At 51.5% G+C, this 16995-nt stretch carries 15 protein-coding genes; 11 read left to right on the top strand and 4 right to left on the bottom strand.

From position 1 onward, the window contains the following. The first annotated feature begins 1 nt into the window (after position 1). From infB to pnp, 5 genes are all read left to right on the top strand, one after another. Positions 2-3022: a translation initiation factor IF-2 gene (infB, locus tag PsAD13_RS02605; RefSeq protein ID WP_063317197.1), complete on the top strand. Its 3021-nt coding sequence runs from the start codon at positions 2-4 to the stop codon at positions 3020-3022. Positions 3023-3129: 107 nt separating this feature from the next. Next, positions 3130-3567, top strand: coding sequence for a 30S ribosome-binding factor RbfA (gene rbfA, locus PsAD13_RS02610; RefSeq protein ID WP_063317198.1), 438 nt, complete (start codon positions 3130-3132; stop codon positions 3565-3567). A gap of 98 nt (positions 3568-3665) precedes the next feature. Beyond that, positions 3666-4643, top strand: a complete 978-nt coding sequence (gene truB, locus PsAD13_RS02615) for a tRNA pseudouridine(55) synthase TruB (RefSeq protein WP_063317199.1) — start codon at positions 3666-3668, stop codon at positions 4641-4643. A 309-nt stretch (positions 4644-4952) separates the two neighbouring features. Continuing rightward, complete coding sequence (rpsO, locus tag PsAD13_RS02620) at positions 4953-5222, top strand: 30S ribosomal protein S15 (RefSeq protein WP_057463067.1); 270 nt, start codon at positions 4953-4955, stop codon at positions 5220-5222. Positions 5223-5596: 374 nt separating this feature from the next. Beyond that, the gene (pnp, locus tag PsAD13_RS02625) at positions 5597-7735 is read left to right on the top strand and encodes a polyribonucleotide nucleotidyltransferase (RefSeq protein ID WP_063317200.1); all 2139 of its coding nucleotides are present in this window, start codon (positions 5597-5599) and stop codon (positions 7733-7735) included. A 58-nt stretch (positions 7736-7793) separates the two neighbouring features. Here the strand turns inward: pnp and PsAD13_RS02630 are convergent, their stop codons facing one another. Together PsAD13_RS02630 and PsAD13_RS02635 are read right to left on the bottom strand one after the other, a co-directional pair. After that, positions 7794-8684: a DMT family transporter gene (locus PsAD13_RS02630; RefSeq protein ID WP_063317201.1), complete on the bottom strand. Its 891-nt coding sequence runs from the start codon at positions 8682-8684 to the stop codon at positions 7794-7796. Positions 8685-9200: 516 nt separating this feature from the next. Beyond that, positions 9201-9518 carry a hypothetical protein gene (locus PsAD13_RS02635; protein WP_063317202.1) on the bottom strand — a complete coding sequence of 106 codons (318 nt, stop codon included), beginning with the start codon at positions 9516-9518 and terminating at the stop codon, positions 9201-9203. Positions 9519-9599: 81 nt separating this feature from the next. Here PsAD13_RS02635 and dapB point away from each other — a divergent pair, with 81 nt between their 5' ends. The 5 genes from dapB (at position 9600) to PsAD13_RS02660 (ending at position 13742) form a co-directional block, all read left to right on the top strand. Beyond that, entirely contained in the window at positions 9600-10415 is an 816-nt protein-coding gene (dapB, locus tag PsAD13_RS02640; protein WP_063317203.1) for a 4-hydroxy-tetrahydrodipicolinate reductase, read from the top strand. Between the two features lie 215 nt (positions 10416-10630). Next, positions 10631-11254 (top strand): 2,3-bisphosphoglycerate-dependent phosphoglycerate mutase, encoded by a 624-nt coding sequence (locus PsAD13_RS02645; RefSeq protein WP_057463063.1) that lies wholly within the window; start codon positions 10631-10633, stop codon positions 11252-11254. Positions 11255-11744: 490 nt separating this feature from the next. After that, positions 11745-12458, top strand: a complete 714-nt coding sequence (locus PsAD13_RS02650) for a hypothetical protein (RefSeq protein WP_063302628.1) — start codon at positions 11745-11747, stop codon at positions 12456-12458. A 28-nt stretch (positions 12459-12486) separates the two neighbouring features. Next, complete coding sequence (locus tag PsAD13_RS02655; protein ID WP_063302629.1) at positions 12487-13038, top strand: pyridoxamine 5'-phosphate oxidase family protein; 552 nt, start codon at positions 12487-12489, stop codon at positions 13036-13038. Between the two features lie 95 nt (positions 13039-13133). Continuing rightward, complete coding sequence (locus tag PsAD13_RS02660; RefSeq protein ID WP_063317204.1) at positions 13134-13742, top strand: 2,3-bisphosphoglycerate-dependent phosphoglycerate mutase; 609 nt, start codon at positions 13134-13136, stop codon at positions 13740-13742. 106 nt (positions 13743-13848) lie between these two features. Here PsAD13_RS02660 and PsAD13_RS02665 read toward each other — a convergent pair whose 3' ends face one another. Further along, complete coding sequence (locus PsAD13_RS02665; RefSeq protein ID WP_063302631.1) at positions 13849-14859, bottom strand: adenosine kinase; 1011 nt, start codon at positions 14857-14859, stop codon at positions 13849-13851. An 83-nt stretch (positions 14860-14942) separates the two neighbouring features. Continuing rightward, positions 14943-15833 (bottom strand): prephenate dehydratase, encoded by an 891-nt coding sequence (locus tag PsAD13_RS02670; RefSeq protein ID WP_057463058.1) that lies wholly within the window; start codon positions 15831-15833, stop codon positions 14943-14945. Between the two features lie 557 nt (positions 15834-16390). Here PsAD13_RS02670 and PsAD13_RS02675 point away from each other — a divergent pair. Continuing rightward, positions 16391-16939: a cytochrome c family protein gene (locus PsAD13_RS02675; RefSeq protein WP_063294296.1), complete on the top strand. Its 549-nt coding sequence runs from the start codon at positions 16391-16393 to the stop codon at positions 16937-16939. The last annotated feature ends 56 nt before the right edge of the window (positions 16940-16995 follow it).

Below are 16995 nucleotides of genomic sequence, written 5' to 3' on the forward strand. Positions count from 1 at the left end.
TATGAGCGATACCAAAGACAACCACGACAATCCCACCGGCGGGGAAAAGAAAACGCTGGGCCTCAAACGCGGAGGCAGTGTTGAGAAGGGCACTGTTAAGCAGAGCTTCTCCCACGGCCGCTCCAAGGCAGTCGTCGTGGAAAAGAAGAAGCGCCGTGTAGTTGTGCCGGGCCAAGAAGGCTCCGCGGCACCTGCACCTGCTGCAGCTTCCTCTTCAACTCCTGCAGCCTCCCAGTCACGCCCGGAAAAGCGTCAGGGACAGCAGCAAGAGCGCGGTCCTCAGCAAGCTCGCCGTGGTGCGGGTGATGCTCAGAAGCGCGGTGAAGGCGGCGGTCGCGGTGGCAACCGTAACAACAATAACAATCAGCGTGGCGGTCAGCGTCGCGGTGGTGGTGGCGGTCAGGGCGGTGGTGCCGTTCTGAAAACCTTGACCAAGGGTGAAGCAGACGCACGTCTCGCAGCACTTAAAATGGCTAAGGTTCGCGAAGTCGAAGATGCTAAACGCCGCGCTGAAGAAGCAAAGCGTCAGGAAATCTTGGCTGCACAGCGCGCTGTAGAAGCAGAAAAACAACGTGTAGAAGACGAAGCTCGCGCTAAGCGTGAAGCTGAAGAAGCTGCTGTACGTGCTAAGGCCGAAGCTGAAGCGAAAGCGAAGCGTGAAGCTGAAGCGGCTGCAAAAGCTGCTGAAGCTCCAAAGCCGGCACAGCGCGAAGAGCGTCCGGCACGTTCTGGTGATCGCCCTCAGCGCAGTGGCGATCGTGGCCCTCGTCCAGGTGGCGACCGTGGTCCTCGCCCAGCAGGTGATCGTGGTCCACGCCCGGCAGGTGATCGTGGTCCACGCCCGGCAGGTGACCGTGGTCCACGCCCGGCAGGTGACCGTGGTCCACGCCCAGCAGGTGATCGTGGTCCTCGTCCAGGTGGTGATCGTGGTGGTCGTCCACCAATGCGTGATGGCAAGCCGCCAAACCTGAATGGTCCTCGTCCAGGTGGCGGGCGTCCAGGTGGAATTTCTGCAGCTCCGGCAGAAAGCATGGAAACTGGTAAGGAAGTGAGCAAAAAGGCTCTAAAGCCTGCGCTACGTCCTAAAAAGCCTGTTGTGGCTGCTAAGCCAACACCTAAAGGCAACGATGACCGCCGTAAGTCAAAACTAACGATTACCCGCGCCACTGGTGGTGATGAAAGTCGTAATCGTTCACTGGCATCCATGCGCCGTCGTCGTGAGAAAGAAAAACGTAAGGGTCAAAAGGTTGTTCGTGAGAAGGTAGCGCGTGAAGTTGTGCTTCCGGAAGTGATCACCATTCAGGACCTTGCTCAGCGTATGTCTGAACGTGCTGTTGACGTCATCAAGCTGCTGATGAAGCAGGGCCAGATGATGAAAATCAACGACGTGATCGATGCTGATTCCGCTGAACTGATCGCCGCAGAGATGGGTCACACCGTAAAACGTGTGTCTGAAGCTGACGTGGAAGAAGGTCTCTTCACCGTTGAAGACAACGACACTGATCTGTCCAACCGTCCACCGGTTGTTACAATCATGGGTCACGTTGATCATGGTAAGACGTCCCTTCTCGATGCGCTCCGCAAGGAAAACGTTGCTTCCGGTGAAGCTGGCGGCATTACACAGCATATCGGTGCATACCAGGTCGAGCAGAATGGCCAGAAGGTCACCTTCATCGATACCCCTGGTCACGCAGCGTTTACTCAGATGCGTGCTCGTGGTGCTAAGTCCACTGATGTTGTGATCCTCGTGGTTGCTGCTGATGATGGTGTGATGCCACAAACCAAAGAAGCTATTGTTCACGCAAAAGCTGCTGGCGTTCCGCTCATCATCGCGATCAACAAAATGGATAAGCCAGGCGCTGACCCTTCCCGCGTTCGCAACGACCTTCTTCGTGAAGATCTGGTTGTAGAAACCATGGGTGGTGACGTTATCGATGTTGAGGTCTCTGCTAAAGAAGGCACTAACCTAGATAAGCTGATCGAAATGATCCTGCTGCAGGCTGAGGTTCTTGAGCTGAAAGCTAACCCTAACCGTGCCGCTGAAGGTACCGTTATCGAAGCTAAGCTTGACGTAGGTCGCGGTCCAGTTGCTACTGTTCTGGTTCAGAAGGGTACACTCCGGGTTGGTGATGTTGTCATTGCTGGTTCCGAATGGGGTCGTGTTCGTGCGATGCTTGATGAGAATGGCAAGCCAGTTAAGGAAGCTGGTCCTTCCAAACCGGTTGAAGTTCTTGGCTTCCAGGCGACACCATCCGCTGGTGACATGGTTGCAGTTGTAGAAAACGAAGGCCGTGCTCGCGAGATTTCCGAATATCGTCACCGCCAGAAGCGCGACAAGATGGCAGCACGTATTGCTGGGTCTCGTGGTTCTCTGGAAGCGATGATGAAGGGCTTGCAAGAAGAAGGCAAAAAAGAATTCCCGCTCATCATCAAATCCGATGTGCAGGGTTCCGCCGAAGCAATCCAGGGTGCGCTTGAAGAACTTGGCAACGACGAAGTCGGCGCACGTGTTGTGGCAGCTTCCGTTGGTGGTATCACCGAGAGCGACATCACTCTGGCGATTGCGTCCAAAGCACCAATCATGGCGTTCAACGTTCGTGCAAACAAACAGGCTCAGGAAGCTGCACGTCGCGAAGGCGTCGAAATCCGCTACTACAGCGTGATTTACGACCTCATCGATGATGTGAAGTCCACTATGTCTGGCATGCTTGCTCCAGAACGTCGCGAAACCTTCCTCGGTTACGCAGACATCAAAGAAATTTTCAACATCACCAAAATCGGTCGTGTTGCAGGTTGTCTGGTCACCGAAGGTGTCGTTCAGCGTGGCGCACAGGTTCGCTTGCTGCGTGACAACGTCGTCATTCACGAAGGTGAGCTGGGTACACTTAAGCGCTTCAAAGACGAAGTCAAAGAAGTTGAATCCGGTGTTGAATGCGGCATGAACTTCACAAACTACAAGGATATGCGCGTCGGTGATGTCATCGAGTGCTTCCAGGTAGAAGAGATCGCTCGCTCCCTCTAACAGAGTGAAGAGCTAAACGAGCGAAATGAACATTCAGCAGCGCCGGCGCGGATTTATCCCCGTCGGCGCTCTGTTGTTCCAAACTCAAAGCAAATTGAGAGATAAAAATGGCAAAAGCACGCGATGAATTTGCAGGTCAGCCGTCTCAGCGCCAGTTGCGTGTAGGTGAGATTGTCCGCAAGGAACTGTCAGACATTCTGACACGTGGTCGGATCACCGATCCGGACCTCGATGGTGTTATTATCACGGTCCCGGAAGTACGCATGTCGCCTGATCTGAGATGGGCTGACGTTCTCGTCATGCCTATGGGTGGTCGCGATATTGATGTTGTCCTCACTGCACTTAAACGCAACGCGAAGTACCTTCGTGGGCAGGTCGCTCGACGCGTCACAATGAAATATACTTGTGATCTACGTTTTGTAGCCGATACGCGTTTTGATGATGATGATCTGATTACTCGACTGCTGCATGAGCCTAGCATCCGCAAGGACTTTGCTGATGGCGGCATCGATGACGATGATGATCAAGGTGATGACCGCGACTAAGCTTTACAGAGCAGATTGCCAAAGAAGAAGTCGTGGGTTTCAGACCAGAGTACGCGCTCAGAAGCGCAACGCATGCAAAGAATTAAGAGCTGAGAAGTATGGCGCGCAAACAGCAGCGACGTAGACCCCGTTTCCCTGTAAACGGATGGCTTGTGTTGGATAAACCTCTAAACCTGACCTCTAATGATGCATTGGGGCAGTTGAAGAGGATTTTTCATCCTGAAAAAGTCGGACATGCGGGAACGCTTGATCCGCTTGCGACCGGCTGTCTGCCTATCGCTTTTGGTGAGGCCACCAAAACAGTTCCATACATCATGGATGGACGCAAGGTTTACCGCTTTGAGGTGACCTGGGGCACGCAAACCACCTCTGATGATGCTGAAGGCGAACCGGTCAAGACCTCCGATGTGCGCCCAACGCAAGATGAGATCCTCGAGGTTCTGCCTGAGTTCCGTGGTGCCATTGAGCAGGTTCCACCAATTTTCTCCGCAATCAAAGTTGACGGGAACCGCGCTTACGATCTTGCCCGGGAAGGCGAAGACGTAAAGCTGGATGCACGTAAGATTGTGGTGCATCGCTTGGATCTGGTCGAGTGTCCAGATGTAAACCGTGCGGTTTTTGAAGCTGAATGCGGCAAGGGAACCTATGTTCGCTCACTGGCCCGTGACCTTGGTGAGCGCCTTGGTACATGTGGCTATGTCACTGACTTGCGCCGGTTGCTGGTAGGACCCTTCGGTGAAGAGCAGATGGTTACCCTGGATGAACTTCGTGCTGCTAAAGAAACTATGGCGGTAGAAGTTGAAGAAGGGGAAGAACCACCAGTTCTCGACCCTCACGAAAATTCAGAACTGATCGGACACATCAAGCCAGTTGAGGTCGCACTCCACCAGTTTGCAGAGGTGCCAATCACCTCTGATGCTGCTGCGAAGGTAAAGCGTGGTAATCCTGTTTTACTACGTGGTGCGAATGCACCGATTGGGCCCGAGGAAATCTATGTGGTTTCTGGAGGCAAGCTGATTGCTTTTGGTGAAGTCTCAAAAGGTCAGTTCAAGCCAAAGCGAGTTTTCAATCTCTGAAGCCTTTCTGAAAGTGGAGCGCCACACGTGAATGTAAATCATCGCGGGGCGCAATCGCTGAAAGGCAAACTGTTCTACTGGGATTTATGGCTGCAAGCCTCTTAAGATTCTTCTGGTTTTTTGATAGTTTTTCAGTCATAGTCCCGCCGCTGGGAAGCTACTGCTTACCCGGTTATTATGTGTTGGCCTGACCCTGCTAGACGACATCTTGGCACGGCCCGAGCTCAATACATAGCTCTGTAAAAGAGCGCATGCCTTTTGGGCATTTAATAAGAGGCAGTATGACTGCCATTAGATAAGGAAAAATCGATGTCGATTACGCCTGAAAAAAAAGCTGAACTGATCAAAGAATTTGCGATCAAAGAAGGCGACACTGGCTCTCCGGAAGTACAGGTTGCTATCCTTACGCACCGCATTACAGTTCTGACTGACCACTTCAAGGGTCATAAGAAAGACAACCACTCACGTCGTGGTCTTCTTAAAATGGTTGCACTTCGTCGTAAGCTCCTTGACTACGTTAAGGGTAAAGACGTTGCTCGTTACCAGTCCCTGATCGAGCGTCTGGGCATTCGTCGCTAAGACGAAGAATTCAAAGCGCGGCAGCGAAAGCTCGCCGCGTTTTCCTTACCCTCTCCTATTTCCAAGGTATTTCGGGAAATTGCGAGAGGTATATTCTGGATCAGATCGTTCTCTTCCAGAATGAACGCAGGCGAATGAAGACCTGGCAGGATTGCCAGAAGCTTACAGCGTATCTCCCAAAAGTGGAGACCGGTTTTTGGTCAAAGGTACGCACAATCAAACAAAAGCTTCTCGCTGTCTTGCCTGCAATCGTTCGACCTGAAAAGGCATCGCGCCCTTGGTACTCAAGGAGTTGGTGCGCGCATTGCCGGCAAATGACAGCCTCAAGTTTGATGACGACCATCAGGCACTGAGGCGAACGTTAGGATAAAGATATGTTTGATATACATCGCGTGGAAGTAGATTGGGGCGGACGTCCGCTCATCCTTGAAACCGGCAAGGTTGCCCGTCAGGCAGACGGCGCAGTCATCGCAACATACGGCGAGACAAAAGTTCTCGCGACAGTCGTGTCTGCGAAGACCGCAAAGCCAGGTCAGGATTTCTTCCCACTTACCGTAAATTATCAGGAAAAGGCATACGCTGCTGGCCGCATTCCAGGTGGCTTCTTCAAGCGCGAAGGCCGTCCTTCCGAGCACGAGACCCTGACATCCCGTCTGATTGACCGTCCGATCCGTCCGTTGTTCGTAGATGGTTACAAGAACGAAACTCAGGTTGTTCTCACTGTTCTGTCTCATGACCTCGAGAACGCTCCAGACATTCTGGCAATGGTTGGTGCATCCGCAGCACTCACCATCTCCGGCGTTCCATTCATGGGCCCAATCGGTGGCGCTCGTGTTGGTTACATCAACGGCGAATACGTTCTGAACCCAACAGTTGACCAGATGGAAGAAACCGATCTGGACCTGATTGTTGCAGGTACCAACGACGCTGTTCTGATGGTTGAGTCCGAAGCTCAGGAACTGACCGAAGAAGTAATGCTCGGCGCTGTGATGTTTGGTCACAAAGGCTTCCAGCCAGTGATCGACGCTATCATCCAGCTTGCTGAAAAAGCTGCTAAAGAGCCACGTGAACTGAACCTGCCAGATCATTCTGAGCTGTTCGGAAAAGTTCAGGAACTGGCTGCTGAAGAACTCGGCGCTGCTTACTCCATCACTGTTAAAACAGAGCGTAAAAACGCTGTTGATGCTGTGAAGGCGAAAGTTGTTGAAGCTCTTGTAACCGGTGAAGAAGGCGCTCCTGAAGCGACTGTCATCTCTGACCTGTTCAAGAAAGCTGAAGCTGCAATCGTTCGTGGCCGTATCCTGGATACTGGTTCCCGTATCGATGGCCGTGATCTTTCCACTGTTCGCTCTATCGTTTCTGAAGTTGGCATGCTGCCACGTGCACACGGTTCTGCCCTGTTCACACGCGGTGAAACTCAGGCAATGGTTGTTGCAACACTGGGTACAGGTGAAGACGAGCAGTTCGTTGACAAGCTCGAAGGCACCACCAAGTCTGCATTCATGCTGCACTATAACTTCCCTCCATACTCTGTAGGTGAAGCTGGTCGCATGGGTTCCCCAGGACGTCGTGAAATCGGTCACGGTAAACTGGCATGGCGCGCTGTTAACCCAATGCTGCCTGCACACCATGATTTCCCATACACCCTGCGTGTTGTTTCCGAAATCACTGAGTCCAATGGTTCTTCCTCCATGGCTTCCGTTTGTGGTGCATCCCTGTCCCTGATGGACGCTGGTGTTCCTCTGAAGGCTCCTGTGGCTGGTATCGCAATGGGTCTCATCAAGGAAGGCGAGCGCTTCGCAGTTCTCTCCGATATCCTTGGCGACGAAGATCACCTCGGCGATATGGACTTTAAAGTTGCAGGTACTGCAAACGGCATCACTGCGCTGCAGATGGACATCAAGATCGACGGTATTACCGAAGAGATCATGACTGTTGCTCTGGAGCAGGCTAAAGGTGGTCGCGTTCACATCCTCGACGAAATGGCAAATGCAATCACCGAAGCTCGTTCTGAGCTGGGTGAGCATGCTCCACGCATCGAAGTGATCAAGATCCCAGTAGATAAGATCCGTGAAGTGATCGGTTCTGGCGGTAAAGTTATCCGCGAGATCGTTGAAAAGACCGGCGCGAAAGTGAACATCGAAGACGACGGCACCGTTAAGGTGGCTTCTTCTGACGGTAAAGCGATTAAAGCTGCTCTCAACTGGATCAACTCCATCGCTGCTGAGCCAGAAGTTGGCGTAATCTACGAAGGCACAGTTGTTAAGACTGTTGACTTCGGTGCATTCGTAAACTTCTTCGGCGCACGCGACGGTCTGGTTCACATCTCCCAGCTGGCTCCACGCAAAGTTGCGAAAGTAACTGACGTGATTAAAGAAGGCGACAAAGTCTTCGTTAAGCTGATGGGCTTTGATGAGCGCGGTAAAGTTCGCCTTTCCATGAAAGTTGTCGATCAGGAAACTGGCAAGGAAATTCCTCGCGAAGAAGCTGCTCCAGCTCCTGCAAAAGACTAAGCTTTCCTAGCTAAGTTCAAAAAGGCCGGTCCAGAAATGGATCGGCCTTTTTTTCGTTTTAAGCTCGCTCCCTCAACTCCTTAGAGGTCTGCGCTTTAAGTCGTGAATGACCTGCCAGAATATACAGCCCGCTCAATACGATAATCGCGGAGCCTGCCAGTGTCATAGCGTCTGCGGTCTCATCAAAAATCAGGAACCCAAGCAGGAGGCCGAAAAGCAATCGGGAATATCGGAAAGGGGTGACGACGGACACCAACCCGGTGCGCATGGCAACAGTGAGCGAATAATAAGCGCCAATGCCGACAAGAGTGCCCGCAGCGATGACCAATCCGCTGAAGAGATCCGGCCAGACAAATCCGCCAGACCAGAATGAGTAAGCTGCACCAGTTGGGATAAGCACCGCAAAGCCGTAAACACCAAGCTGCATGTTGGAAAGGGCTGGAGGAGCCGCTCGTGTTGCCAGGTCACGACCAGCAAAGCCGATCATGCCGATGATGGCGAGGATTGAAGTCACCTGAAAGCTCTCTGAACTTGGTTGGATGATCATCAGCACGCCGATGAACCCGATCAGGATCGCAAGCCACCGCTGCCAGTTCACGCGCTCCCCAAACAACACGGCAGCGCCCAGAGTGACTGTAATTGGAGTGGCCTGAAGAATAGCAGAGGTGCTGGAAAGTGTGTTCAGTGCCAATGACAGCAGGAAAAACAGCCGCCCCGTAATTTCAAAAACCGCACGCGTGTAAAGTGTCGCCTTCAACGCTTCCGGTGTAAAAGCCCGTTCACCGCGTCTCCAGGTCAATAGCAAAAAGCCGAATGTGCCGCCGATACCAAACAACATCAGTGTTTGCCCAACGGGTACTGAAGCCGTCGCCGTCTTGAGCAGCGTATCTTCAATGGCAAACCCCAGCATTGCAAGCACCATCCAGGCGCTGCCGCGAATATTATCCATAATAGTATCCCCTTGCGGGAGCAGCTGCCTGGGTCTCGGAAACGCGTGAAAACGCAACCCTGCTGCATTTTTAAGTTCTGTAAAGATGAGAGCGCATTCTCGAAAACAGATCTTGGTTTTCGAGCAGGAGTACGCGTTAAAACAAAGATTTAGAGTCTGATGCGTGCATGGTGTGAACACACCGTACTCTGAGTAAGCTATCTGCTATCTTAGCGCAAGAATATGAGTTTCACGCGGGTTTCTATTCAGGTGGACTTGAGAATTCCTCATAGCTGGAGCGATTTTAGCACCGCGCGGCTTTGCCGGCGGTGTTGAGTTGAACCCCGAAAGTTCGGGAGTGAGCAAGGCGAGCAGGCAGTGCCTGCGCATTGTGAGTAAATTAGTTTCTTCGGCATTGGCTGCTCGCCTTGCCCGGGCGTTTTTGTATGAAACAAGATCTCCTCCGAAAGGCATTGGGAGCAGGCACTGTCAACGATGCACACACTTGCCAGAGACAGGTGTGATTGTCGGTGATAGCTAAACGCCTGCCAGTGTAGACGCCCATCGGGTGACCAGCTTCCGCTTGGTCCCTGCACTAAAGACTTTCAAGGGGTGTTTCAACGAACCCGCCGGGTGATGCGTTACTTCACCCGGTAGCTCCGCCCAGCCCACGCCGCACTGATGGACGGTCCACCAGCTGCCCGAATACGTGAGCACAGCACTGAGAATAAGCGGGCTTGAGGGCAGGGGGATAAGTTTTTTCAGATTTTTACGCACGTCAGGCTGTCTGCGAACATGCATAAAACGAGAACCAGCTGCGCGAGACAGAGCAAACTCTGGGACACCAACTGCCATATGAGTTTGAAACTCTTTAGTGCGCCTGCTATACCCCTCCACACTATAATTTGAGGGGCTTTCGTAGGCTTGGGGGACGTGATGAGTGACATGCGACTGGTTGTTGTAGGTGCAGCAGGCCGAATGGGGCGTGCGCTGGTACGCACAGTGACCGAAATGGACGGGGTTGTGGTGTCAGCCGCGATCGAGCGCAAACACTCCCAGTTTCTTGGCACAGATGCTGGCGAACTCGCAGAATGCAGTAAACTCGGCGTTGCAATCACCGATGATCTTGAGGCTGCATTTGCTGATGCTGATGGCGTGCTGGACTTCACCGTGCCAGAGGCAACGGTTGAATTTGCAGAAGCTGCAGCGCGTCATTCTATTGCGCACATTATCGGCACAACGGGAATGACGTCTGCCCAATCTACCGAACTTGCTCACGCCGCGACATCAGCCCGCATTGTAAAATCAGGCAATATGAGCCTAGGTGTTAACCTGCTCGCATGCCTCATTAAAAAGGCCGCTGCAGCTCTGGATGAAGATTTCGATATCGAAGTCCTGGAAATGCATCATCGGCATAAAGTTGATGCCCCATCAGGAACAGCATTGCTGTTGGGTGAGGCGGCTGCTGAAGGCCGGGGAATTGATCTTGAAACCCATAGTGTTCGCACACGAGACGGCATTACGGGTGAACGGAAAAGAGGCGACATCGGCTTTGCAACATTGCGGGGTGGATCTGTCGTAGGTGAACATACGGTGATGTTTGCGAGCGAGGGAGAGCGTATAGATCTCTCACATATCGCAACGGATAGACAACTGTTTGCTCGCGGTGCCGTGAAAGCAGCCCTCTGGGCGCACAATCAGCAACCGGGCCTGTACTCAATGGCTGATGTTCTCGGCCTGAATGATGAGTGACACACAATGCATGCTTGCTAGAGCGTGTTCTGTTTGATTGGGTCCAATCAAATGACAAGACTTCGCTCCAACAAAGATGTTGGAGCGCGATGCGCAAACGTACATGAACGCGACGTGCTCTGATGAGCGATGAGCAAGACATGTGAAATGAGACTTGAAACAGTCCTTCCAAGACAACTGTTTTCAAGCAAACATAACCTCCTTAGGAGAGCTTAATGGAACGCCTTTTGGTTCTCGTCCGTCACGGACAAAGCGAATGGAATTTGAAAAACCTGTTCACCGGCTGGAAAAACCCAGACCTGACAGAACAGGGTGTTGAAGAAGCAACAACAGCTGGTAAAAAACTCAAAGAAATGAACCTGACATTTGATCTGGCGTTCACTTCTGACCTGCTGCGCGCTCAACACACTCTTAAGCTGATCCTTGGTGAGCTTGGTCAGGAAGACCTACCAACATCAAAAGATCAGGCTCTGAACGAGCGTGACTACGGTGACATCACCGGCATGAACAAAGACGAAGCTCGTCAAAAATTTGGTGAAGAGCAGGTTCACATCTGGCGTCGTTCTTTCGACGTTCCTCCTCCAGGCGGTGAAAGCCTGAAGATGACTGCAGAGCGCACCCTGCCTTACTACCGTTCTGACATTCTTCCTAAAGTTCTCGAAGGTAATCGCGTGATTGTTGCTGCACACGGCAACTCCCTGCGTTCCCTCATCATGGAACTTGAAGGACTTTCACCTGAAGAAATCCTCAAGCGCGAGCTCGGCACAGGCAAGCCTGTTGTTTATCGCCTTGATGAAGAAGGTAAGGTTCTTTCTGTTGAGGACCTGGCAGAAGTTTAAGCCACCCTCAAAATTCAGAATCATAAAAAGCGGCTCTTCGGGTCGCTTTTTTATTTGGCTGAGTTGAGTTGCTCTGGAATGGCTGAATTAGAATTGTAAAAATATAAATATTATTCACACAAATAGTCTTTGTTAAAATACTAAGTATGTGAAATTAAATACACTTAAAATTATCAATAATAGATAATGCATGCGTCATTATTATTTGCCTTGCGCTACGTAAGATTCGATGCAAGCCTCTCCATGCATACAGAAAATGTATGACCGCATTAATATATTAATTGAGAGGACAACCTATGAAGTTTTCAGTAGCAAACGACGGTCGCCCAGCATCTGCTCAAGCAAAGCCAGCAAAGTTGAATGGTGGTCTTGCTCCAAAAGATGAAGAGAAAAAACCAAAATAATTTAATGTGTGAGGCAGTTTAGGCTGCCTCGCTTCATTTTTGCAGAGTGTTTTATCTGCGAGGGAATTCCTGTGAAGTTTGTAAGAATGGTCAAATCTGCCCCGGACGTTGTTAAGGCAGATGGAACGAACCTTGGCATGATGCCAGCCCGGGCAATGAAGTATTGTGAACCCCTCCTTACTGCTTCTCGTCAGGGCTACTATGTTTACCCGCCAGTAGATTTTTATCTGATGTGGACCGGATCTGAGGTCCTCTATCGGCTTGGCGCCGACGGCGAGTGGACCCTGCTGGATCGGTTGTATCTTACAGACTTCGTGGAAGACTACCAAAACTCCTGTCCGGAAGGGCTAGAGGACTACTACCCCCCATTTCTGGATGTGTTCCCTGAAGGTGACATCGTTCAGATCGGCGCTGGCTACAGCCTGATCGGTGATGAAGGCCAGTGCCATTGGGTCCGCGGCCCAATCAACCTGCCGTCCAATGCAGGCTATGATTGCTTTGAAGCGATGATTGACTCCAGCTGGTTCTGTTCACCGCTGTTCATCAATATAAAGCTGCGCAAACAGGACGTCCCAATCAGCTTCCCACGCCACCGGCCTTTGTTGCAGGTTTTACAATTGCCCAACACGATCTTGCCGAAAACACCGATTGTCCAACCGGAAATCACCGAGATGGACGGCAGCTCCCAAGAGTTCTGGCAGGCCTGGGCAAGAAGTTACGACAAACGCAATGGCGGACGTTCTGGCAGCTACGCCAGCGAACAGCGCCGCATCAACACCCAATATGCAGTCGCCGACTAGTCGCTCCTGAAAAGGCATCAGAAAGCCGATGATCGTAGCCAAAAAACTGAACCGCAGATTTCGTCAGCACATCGAAGAGCAATCAATGTTCTTCGTCGCAACAGCTGCTGCCACAGGGCACATCAACCTGTCCCCCAAAGGCATGGATACGCTCAGAGTTTTAAGTGACGAGCGCATCATCTGGCTGAACCTGACCGGTATTGGCAATGAGACAGCCACCCACGTGCAAGATGATGGCCGCATGACGCTCATGTTCTGTTCGTTTGGCGAGCAGCGCCTCACGCTTCGGGTGTTCGGAACGGCAAAGGTCATTCATCCAAGAGATGAGGACTGGGCCAAACTGGTCGCTCAGTTCCCCGACCTGCCGGGGTGCAGACAAATCTTCGACCTTGATATCGAACTCATTCAGACCTCATGCGGCTCAACAGTCCCGCGCATGGATTTGGTTGATACGCGCGTTGAAAAAGAATTCCTGCCCTACTACGAGACGATGGATCGTGACGAGTTGGAGAACTACTGGCGCAAGCACAACGCCACAAGCCTGGACGGCCTGCCCACCAACATTCTGGAGCCGGCCTGAAATCATCATTGGATGTTTTAACGAAAGTCGGGTTTAGAGCTGCAATTGAACCTATATAAGACACGCACACAAAGAAGATCTGAGAGGCGTGTTTTATGGGATTGTTGGTGTTGGTGCGCCACGGGCAAAGCGAATGGAATGCGCTGAAGGTTTTCTCAGGACAGGCCAATCCTGAGCTGAGTGCCAAGGGCATCGATGAAGCCCGAAACGCAGGTCGTACTCTCAACTCTCAGGCAATCCAGTTCGATCTGGCCTATTCATCAGGCCTTAGGCGCGCCCGCAAAACACTGGATCTCATCCTTGAAGAAGCTGAGCAATCTCATCTGCATGTCATTGAGGACAAGCTCTTCAATGAAAGGGCCTACGGTGATCTCACAGGCCTTCCTATCGAAAGCGCAGTTCAGGAACACGGCGTGGAGCAAGTGCACCAATGGCGCCATTCATTGCACGCTGTGCCACCCGGTGGTGAAAGTGTGGAGATGACGGCCAACAGAGCCCATGGTGTGTTCAAGCACCGTGTTCTGCCTCAGCTGATGAATGGAAAAAACGTCATCATCTCCTCGCACAGAAATACAATCCGGGGACTGATCTCTAAGATCTGCAAGCTTAATCAAAAAGAGACCGAGCGCATGCACATCGGCACCGCACAGCCGCTCTTCTTTCAGATAAACAGCGCAGAAGATATTCAGCAGATCAGCAAATAAAAAAGGCGGCCCGCAAGCCGCCTGAATTAAAATTTGCAATTCGCTCGAGCGTATTCCCGAAAAGTGGTTCCGGTTTTCAGATAAGAATACGCATGAAAATAAAGGGCTAGACCTTGAGCGTGAAGCCAGTCTGCTCTGCAATCTGATTAAGCGGCTTTTCAGGGCGCGCACCAACGTGGCTGATAACTTCACCAGCACAAAGGCAACCCAGCTCGGCACAATCGCTCAGGCTGAAATCACGCGCCAGACCAAAGAGGAAGCCAGACGCAAACAGGTCTCCAGCGCCTGTCAGGTCACGCACACCGCCAATAATAGCGGAAGCTGGCACATGTACAGTTTCCTCGCGAGAAATCGCCATAGCGCCTTCTGAGCCCAATGTCAGCGCGGTCAGTGTGCAATCCTCGCGCACCATCGCAATCGCAGTTTCAATGTCAGAGGTCTGGTAGAGCGCTTTGAGCTCATGCTCATTGGCAAACAGAATGTCGACTTTGTCTTCGCGGATCAGCTCCAGGAACTCATCCCGGAAACGATCAACGCAGAAACTGTCTGACAATGAAAGCGACACCAGCTGCCCTGCTTCATGGGCAACCTTGGAAGCTTCAAGAAACGCATTTTTCGCCGCTTCTTCGTCCCAGAGGTAACCTTCCATGTAGGTGATCGCAGAATTGGCAACCACGTCGCGGTCGATATCAAACGCAGTCAGCTTGGTCGCTGCACCCAGATAGGTGTTCATGGTCCGCTCACCGTCCGGGGTGATCAGGATCATGGAGCGGCCAGATGCAAGATCATCCCGCAGCGGGCCTGTGTTGAAGTGGGCACCAATGCTGTTCATGTCATGGCGATAAACGTCCCCAACTTCATCAGCTGCGACTTTGCCGATAAAGGCAGGCGCACCACCAAGCGAAGCGATACCAGCAGCAGTATTGCCTGCACTGCCACCGGAGATGCGCGTTGTTTGACCCATCAGGTCATAGAGGCGCAGCGCTTCGTCTGTATCGACCAGGCGCATGGAGCCCTTTACCAAAGACTGCTCAACGAGAAAGCTATCTTCTACATGAGAGAAGACGTCAGTGATTGCATTGCCGATGCACAATGCATCAAACTTGAATTCAGACATGTAAAGTCCTTGTAACTAGCCCGGATCACAAGCGCCCGGAACGATACATAGGTGACTCACCGTTGGAGCAAGGCCTACAACTGTTATTTCCCTGGTGTAGGACGCAAAGCACGGTTAGCCTCAGGTTCCCGAATTTTTTCGCGGAACGGGCTAGCGTTGTACACCCCAAGAATATTCAGTTCAGTCGAATAAAACGCCAGCTCCTCAAGTGCAAGGGCTACGTTGGGTTCTTCTGGGTGTCCTTCAATATCTGCGTAAAACATGGACGCGAAAAACTGACCTTCAAGCTGATAGGATTCCAGCTTCGTCATGTTGACGTTGTTGGTCGCGAAACCGCCTAACCCTTTGTAAAGAGCAGCAGAAACGTTTCGAACACGGAAAATGAAGGTCGTGATGATCGGTTGGCCAGTGTTCGCAGTCTGTTTTTTCTCGCGAGAGAGGATCACGAAACGGGTCGTGTTATGGGCAGCGTCTTCACAATCACGTGCGAGGATATCCAGACCATAAACATCAGCTGCAAGCTCTGGAGCAAAGGCCCCGATTGTTTTGTCGCCACCTTCAACAACCTGGCGTGCGGATCCAGCTGTGTCAGCGCCAATAATCGGCTTAAGGTTATGATCGCGAATGAAGTTTCGGCATTGTCCAAGCCCCATGATATGGCTTTGAACACTCTTCAGCTCTTCCAGCTTGGTGCCTTTGATGCCCATCAGCTGAAACCGAATCGGCATGAAGTATTCGCCGATGATGTGCAGATTGCTGCGAGGAAGCAGGTGGTGAATGTCTGCAACGCGTCCTGCAACCGAATTTTCGATCGGGATCATGCCAAGTTCTGCTTCTCCGGTCTCGATCGCGTGGAAGCAGTCTTCAAAAGTCGCGCAAGGGATAGCTTGGTACTCTGGGTAAACGGCGTTGCACGCCATATGGGAGTTAGCTCCCACTTCTCCTTGAAACACGACTTTGCGCTGATCTGACATCACTATACTCACGGCAATTTAGAAACCTGATACATTTGAGGCTTCGCCAACAATCGCGAAAAAGCCCCTCGCACAAATTGCCCTAGATGTGAGGGATTGCAAACCTTAATAATACTCAGAGGCGAAACTTAAGGTGAAAAGACCTCAAGAATGAACGCGTTTACGGTCCTGTTGAGTGCTCTGCAATGAAATCCCCAGATCTAAAAGCGCTCTGGTGTGATATTTTGTCGCATTCTCTTGAGTTCAGGTAAATTGGTTGTTCTGCGCCTTCACTGCAATCTGAATTGGCCTGAGCGGGATATCCTCGAATAAATCAGTAGTTTATAGCCATTTTAAACTGCTGACCGGCGAGAGTTGTTGTGTTCCTTGGTTTTTTGAGCTCTCAAACATCAACCTGTGGTCCACATCACTGCAAAAGACCTAGGAAAAACACTAATTAAATTATGGACAAGTGCCCGAAAATAACTGTAGTTTCCCAGCAAAATACACATATCGAGTTAGGTGCCGTGCCTGCTGCATGAAGGCTAGCCTAACCAAATATTCGGAGCGTGTGAGCTATGAATTCGTTTGAACTGAACAAAATTGCCGGCGCAATTCTGTTCGCCTTGGTTGTATTCATGGGCCTGAATGTTTTGACGGAAGTCATCTTTGCGCCTCATGGAAACGAGAAACGCGGTTTTGAGATTGAAGTCGCTGGTGCCGACAACGGCGCAGGTGATGAAGCTGCGGAAGAAGTCAAGGTTGTCTCAATTGAAGAGCTGCTCACCACTGCTTCTGCGGATGCTGGTGCGAAACAAGCTAAAAAATGTGCAGCTTGTCACACCTTCGATCAGGGTGGAAAAAACAAAGTTGGCCCGGGTCTCTGGGGTGTTGTAGGTCGCGCACCTGCATCTCATGATGGCTTCTCTTATTCCTCAGCGATGCAGGAATTTGCGGCAAACAATCCTGAGTGGTCCTTTGAGCAGCTCAACGAGTTCATCAAAGCACCTAAGAAACATGTTTCTGGTACATCCATGGGCTACGCTGGTCTGAAGAAAGACAAGCCACGCGCTGACCTGATCGCTTACCTGCGTTCACTTTCAGACAACCCAGTACCGATCAATTAATATTGAATTGATATCTCTCCCACATATGTGAGGGTAGAATTGTTAAAGAGCCGGGA

It is taken from the genome of Pseudovibrio sp. Ad13, assembly GCF_001623225.1.
GTDB lineage: Bacteria > Pseudomonadota > Alphaproteobacteria > Rhizobiales > Stappiaceae > Pseudovibrio.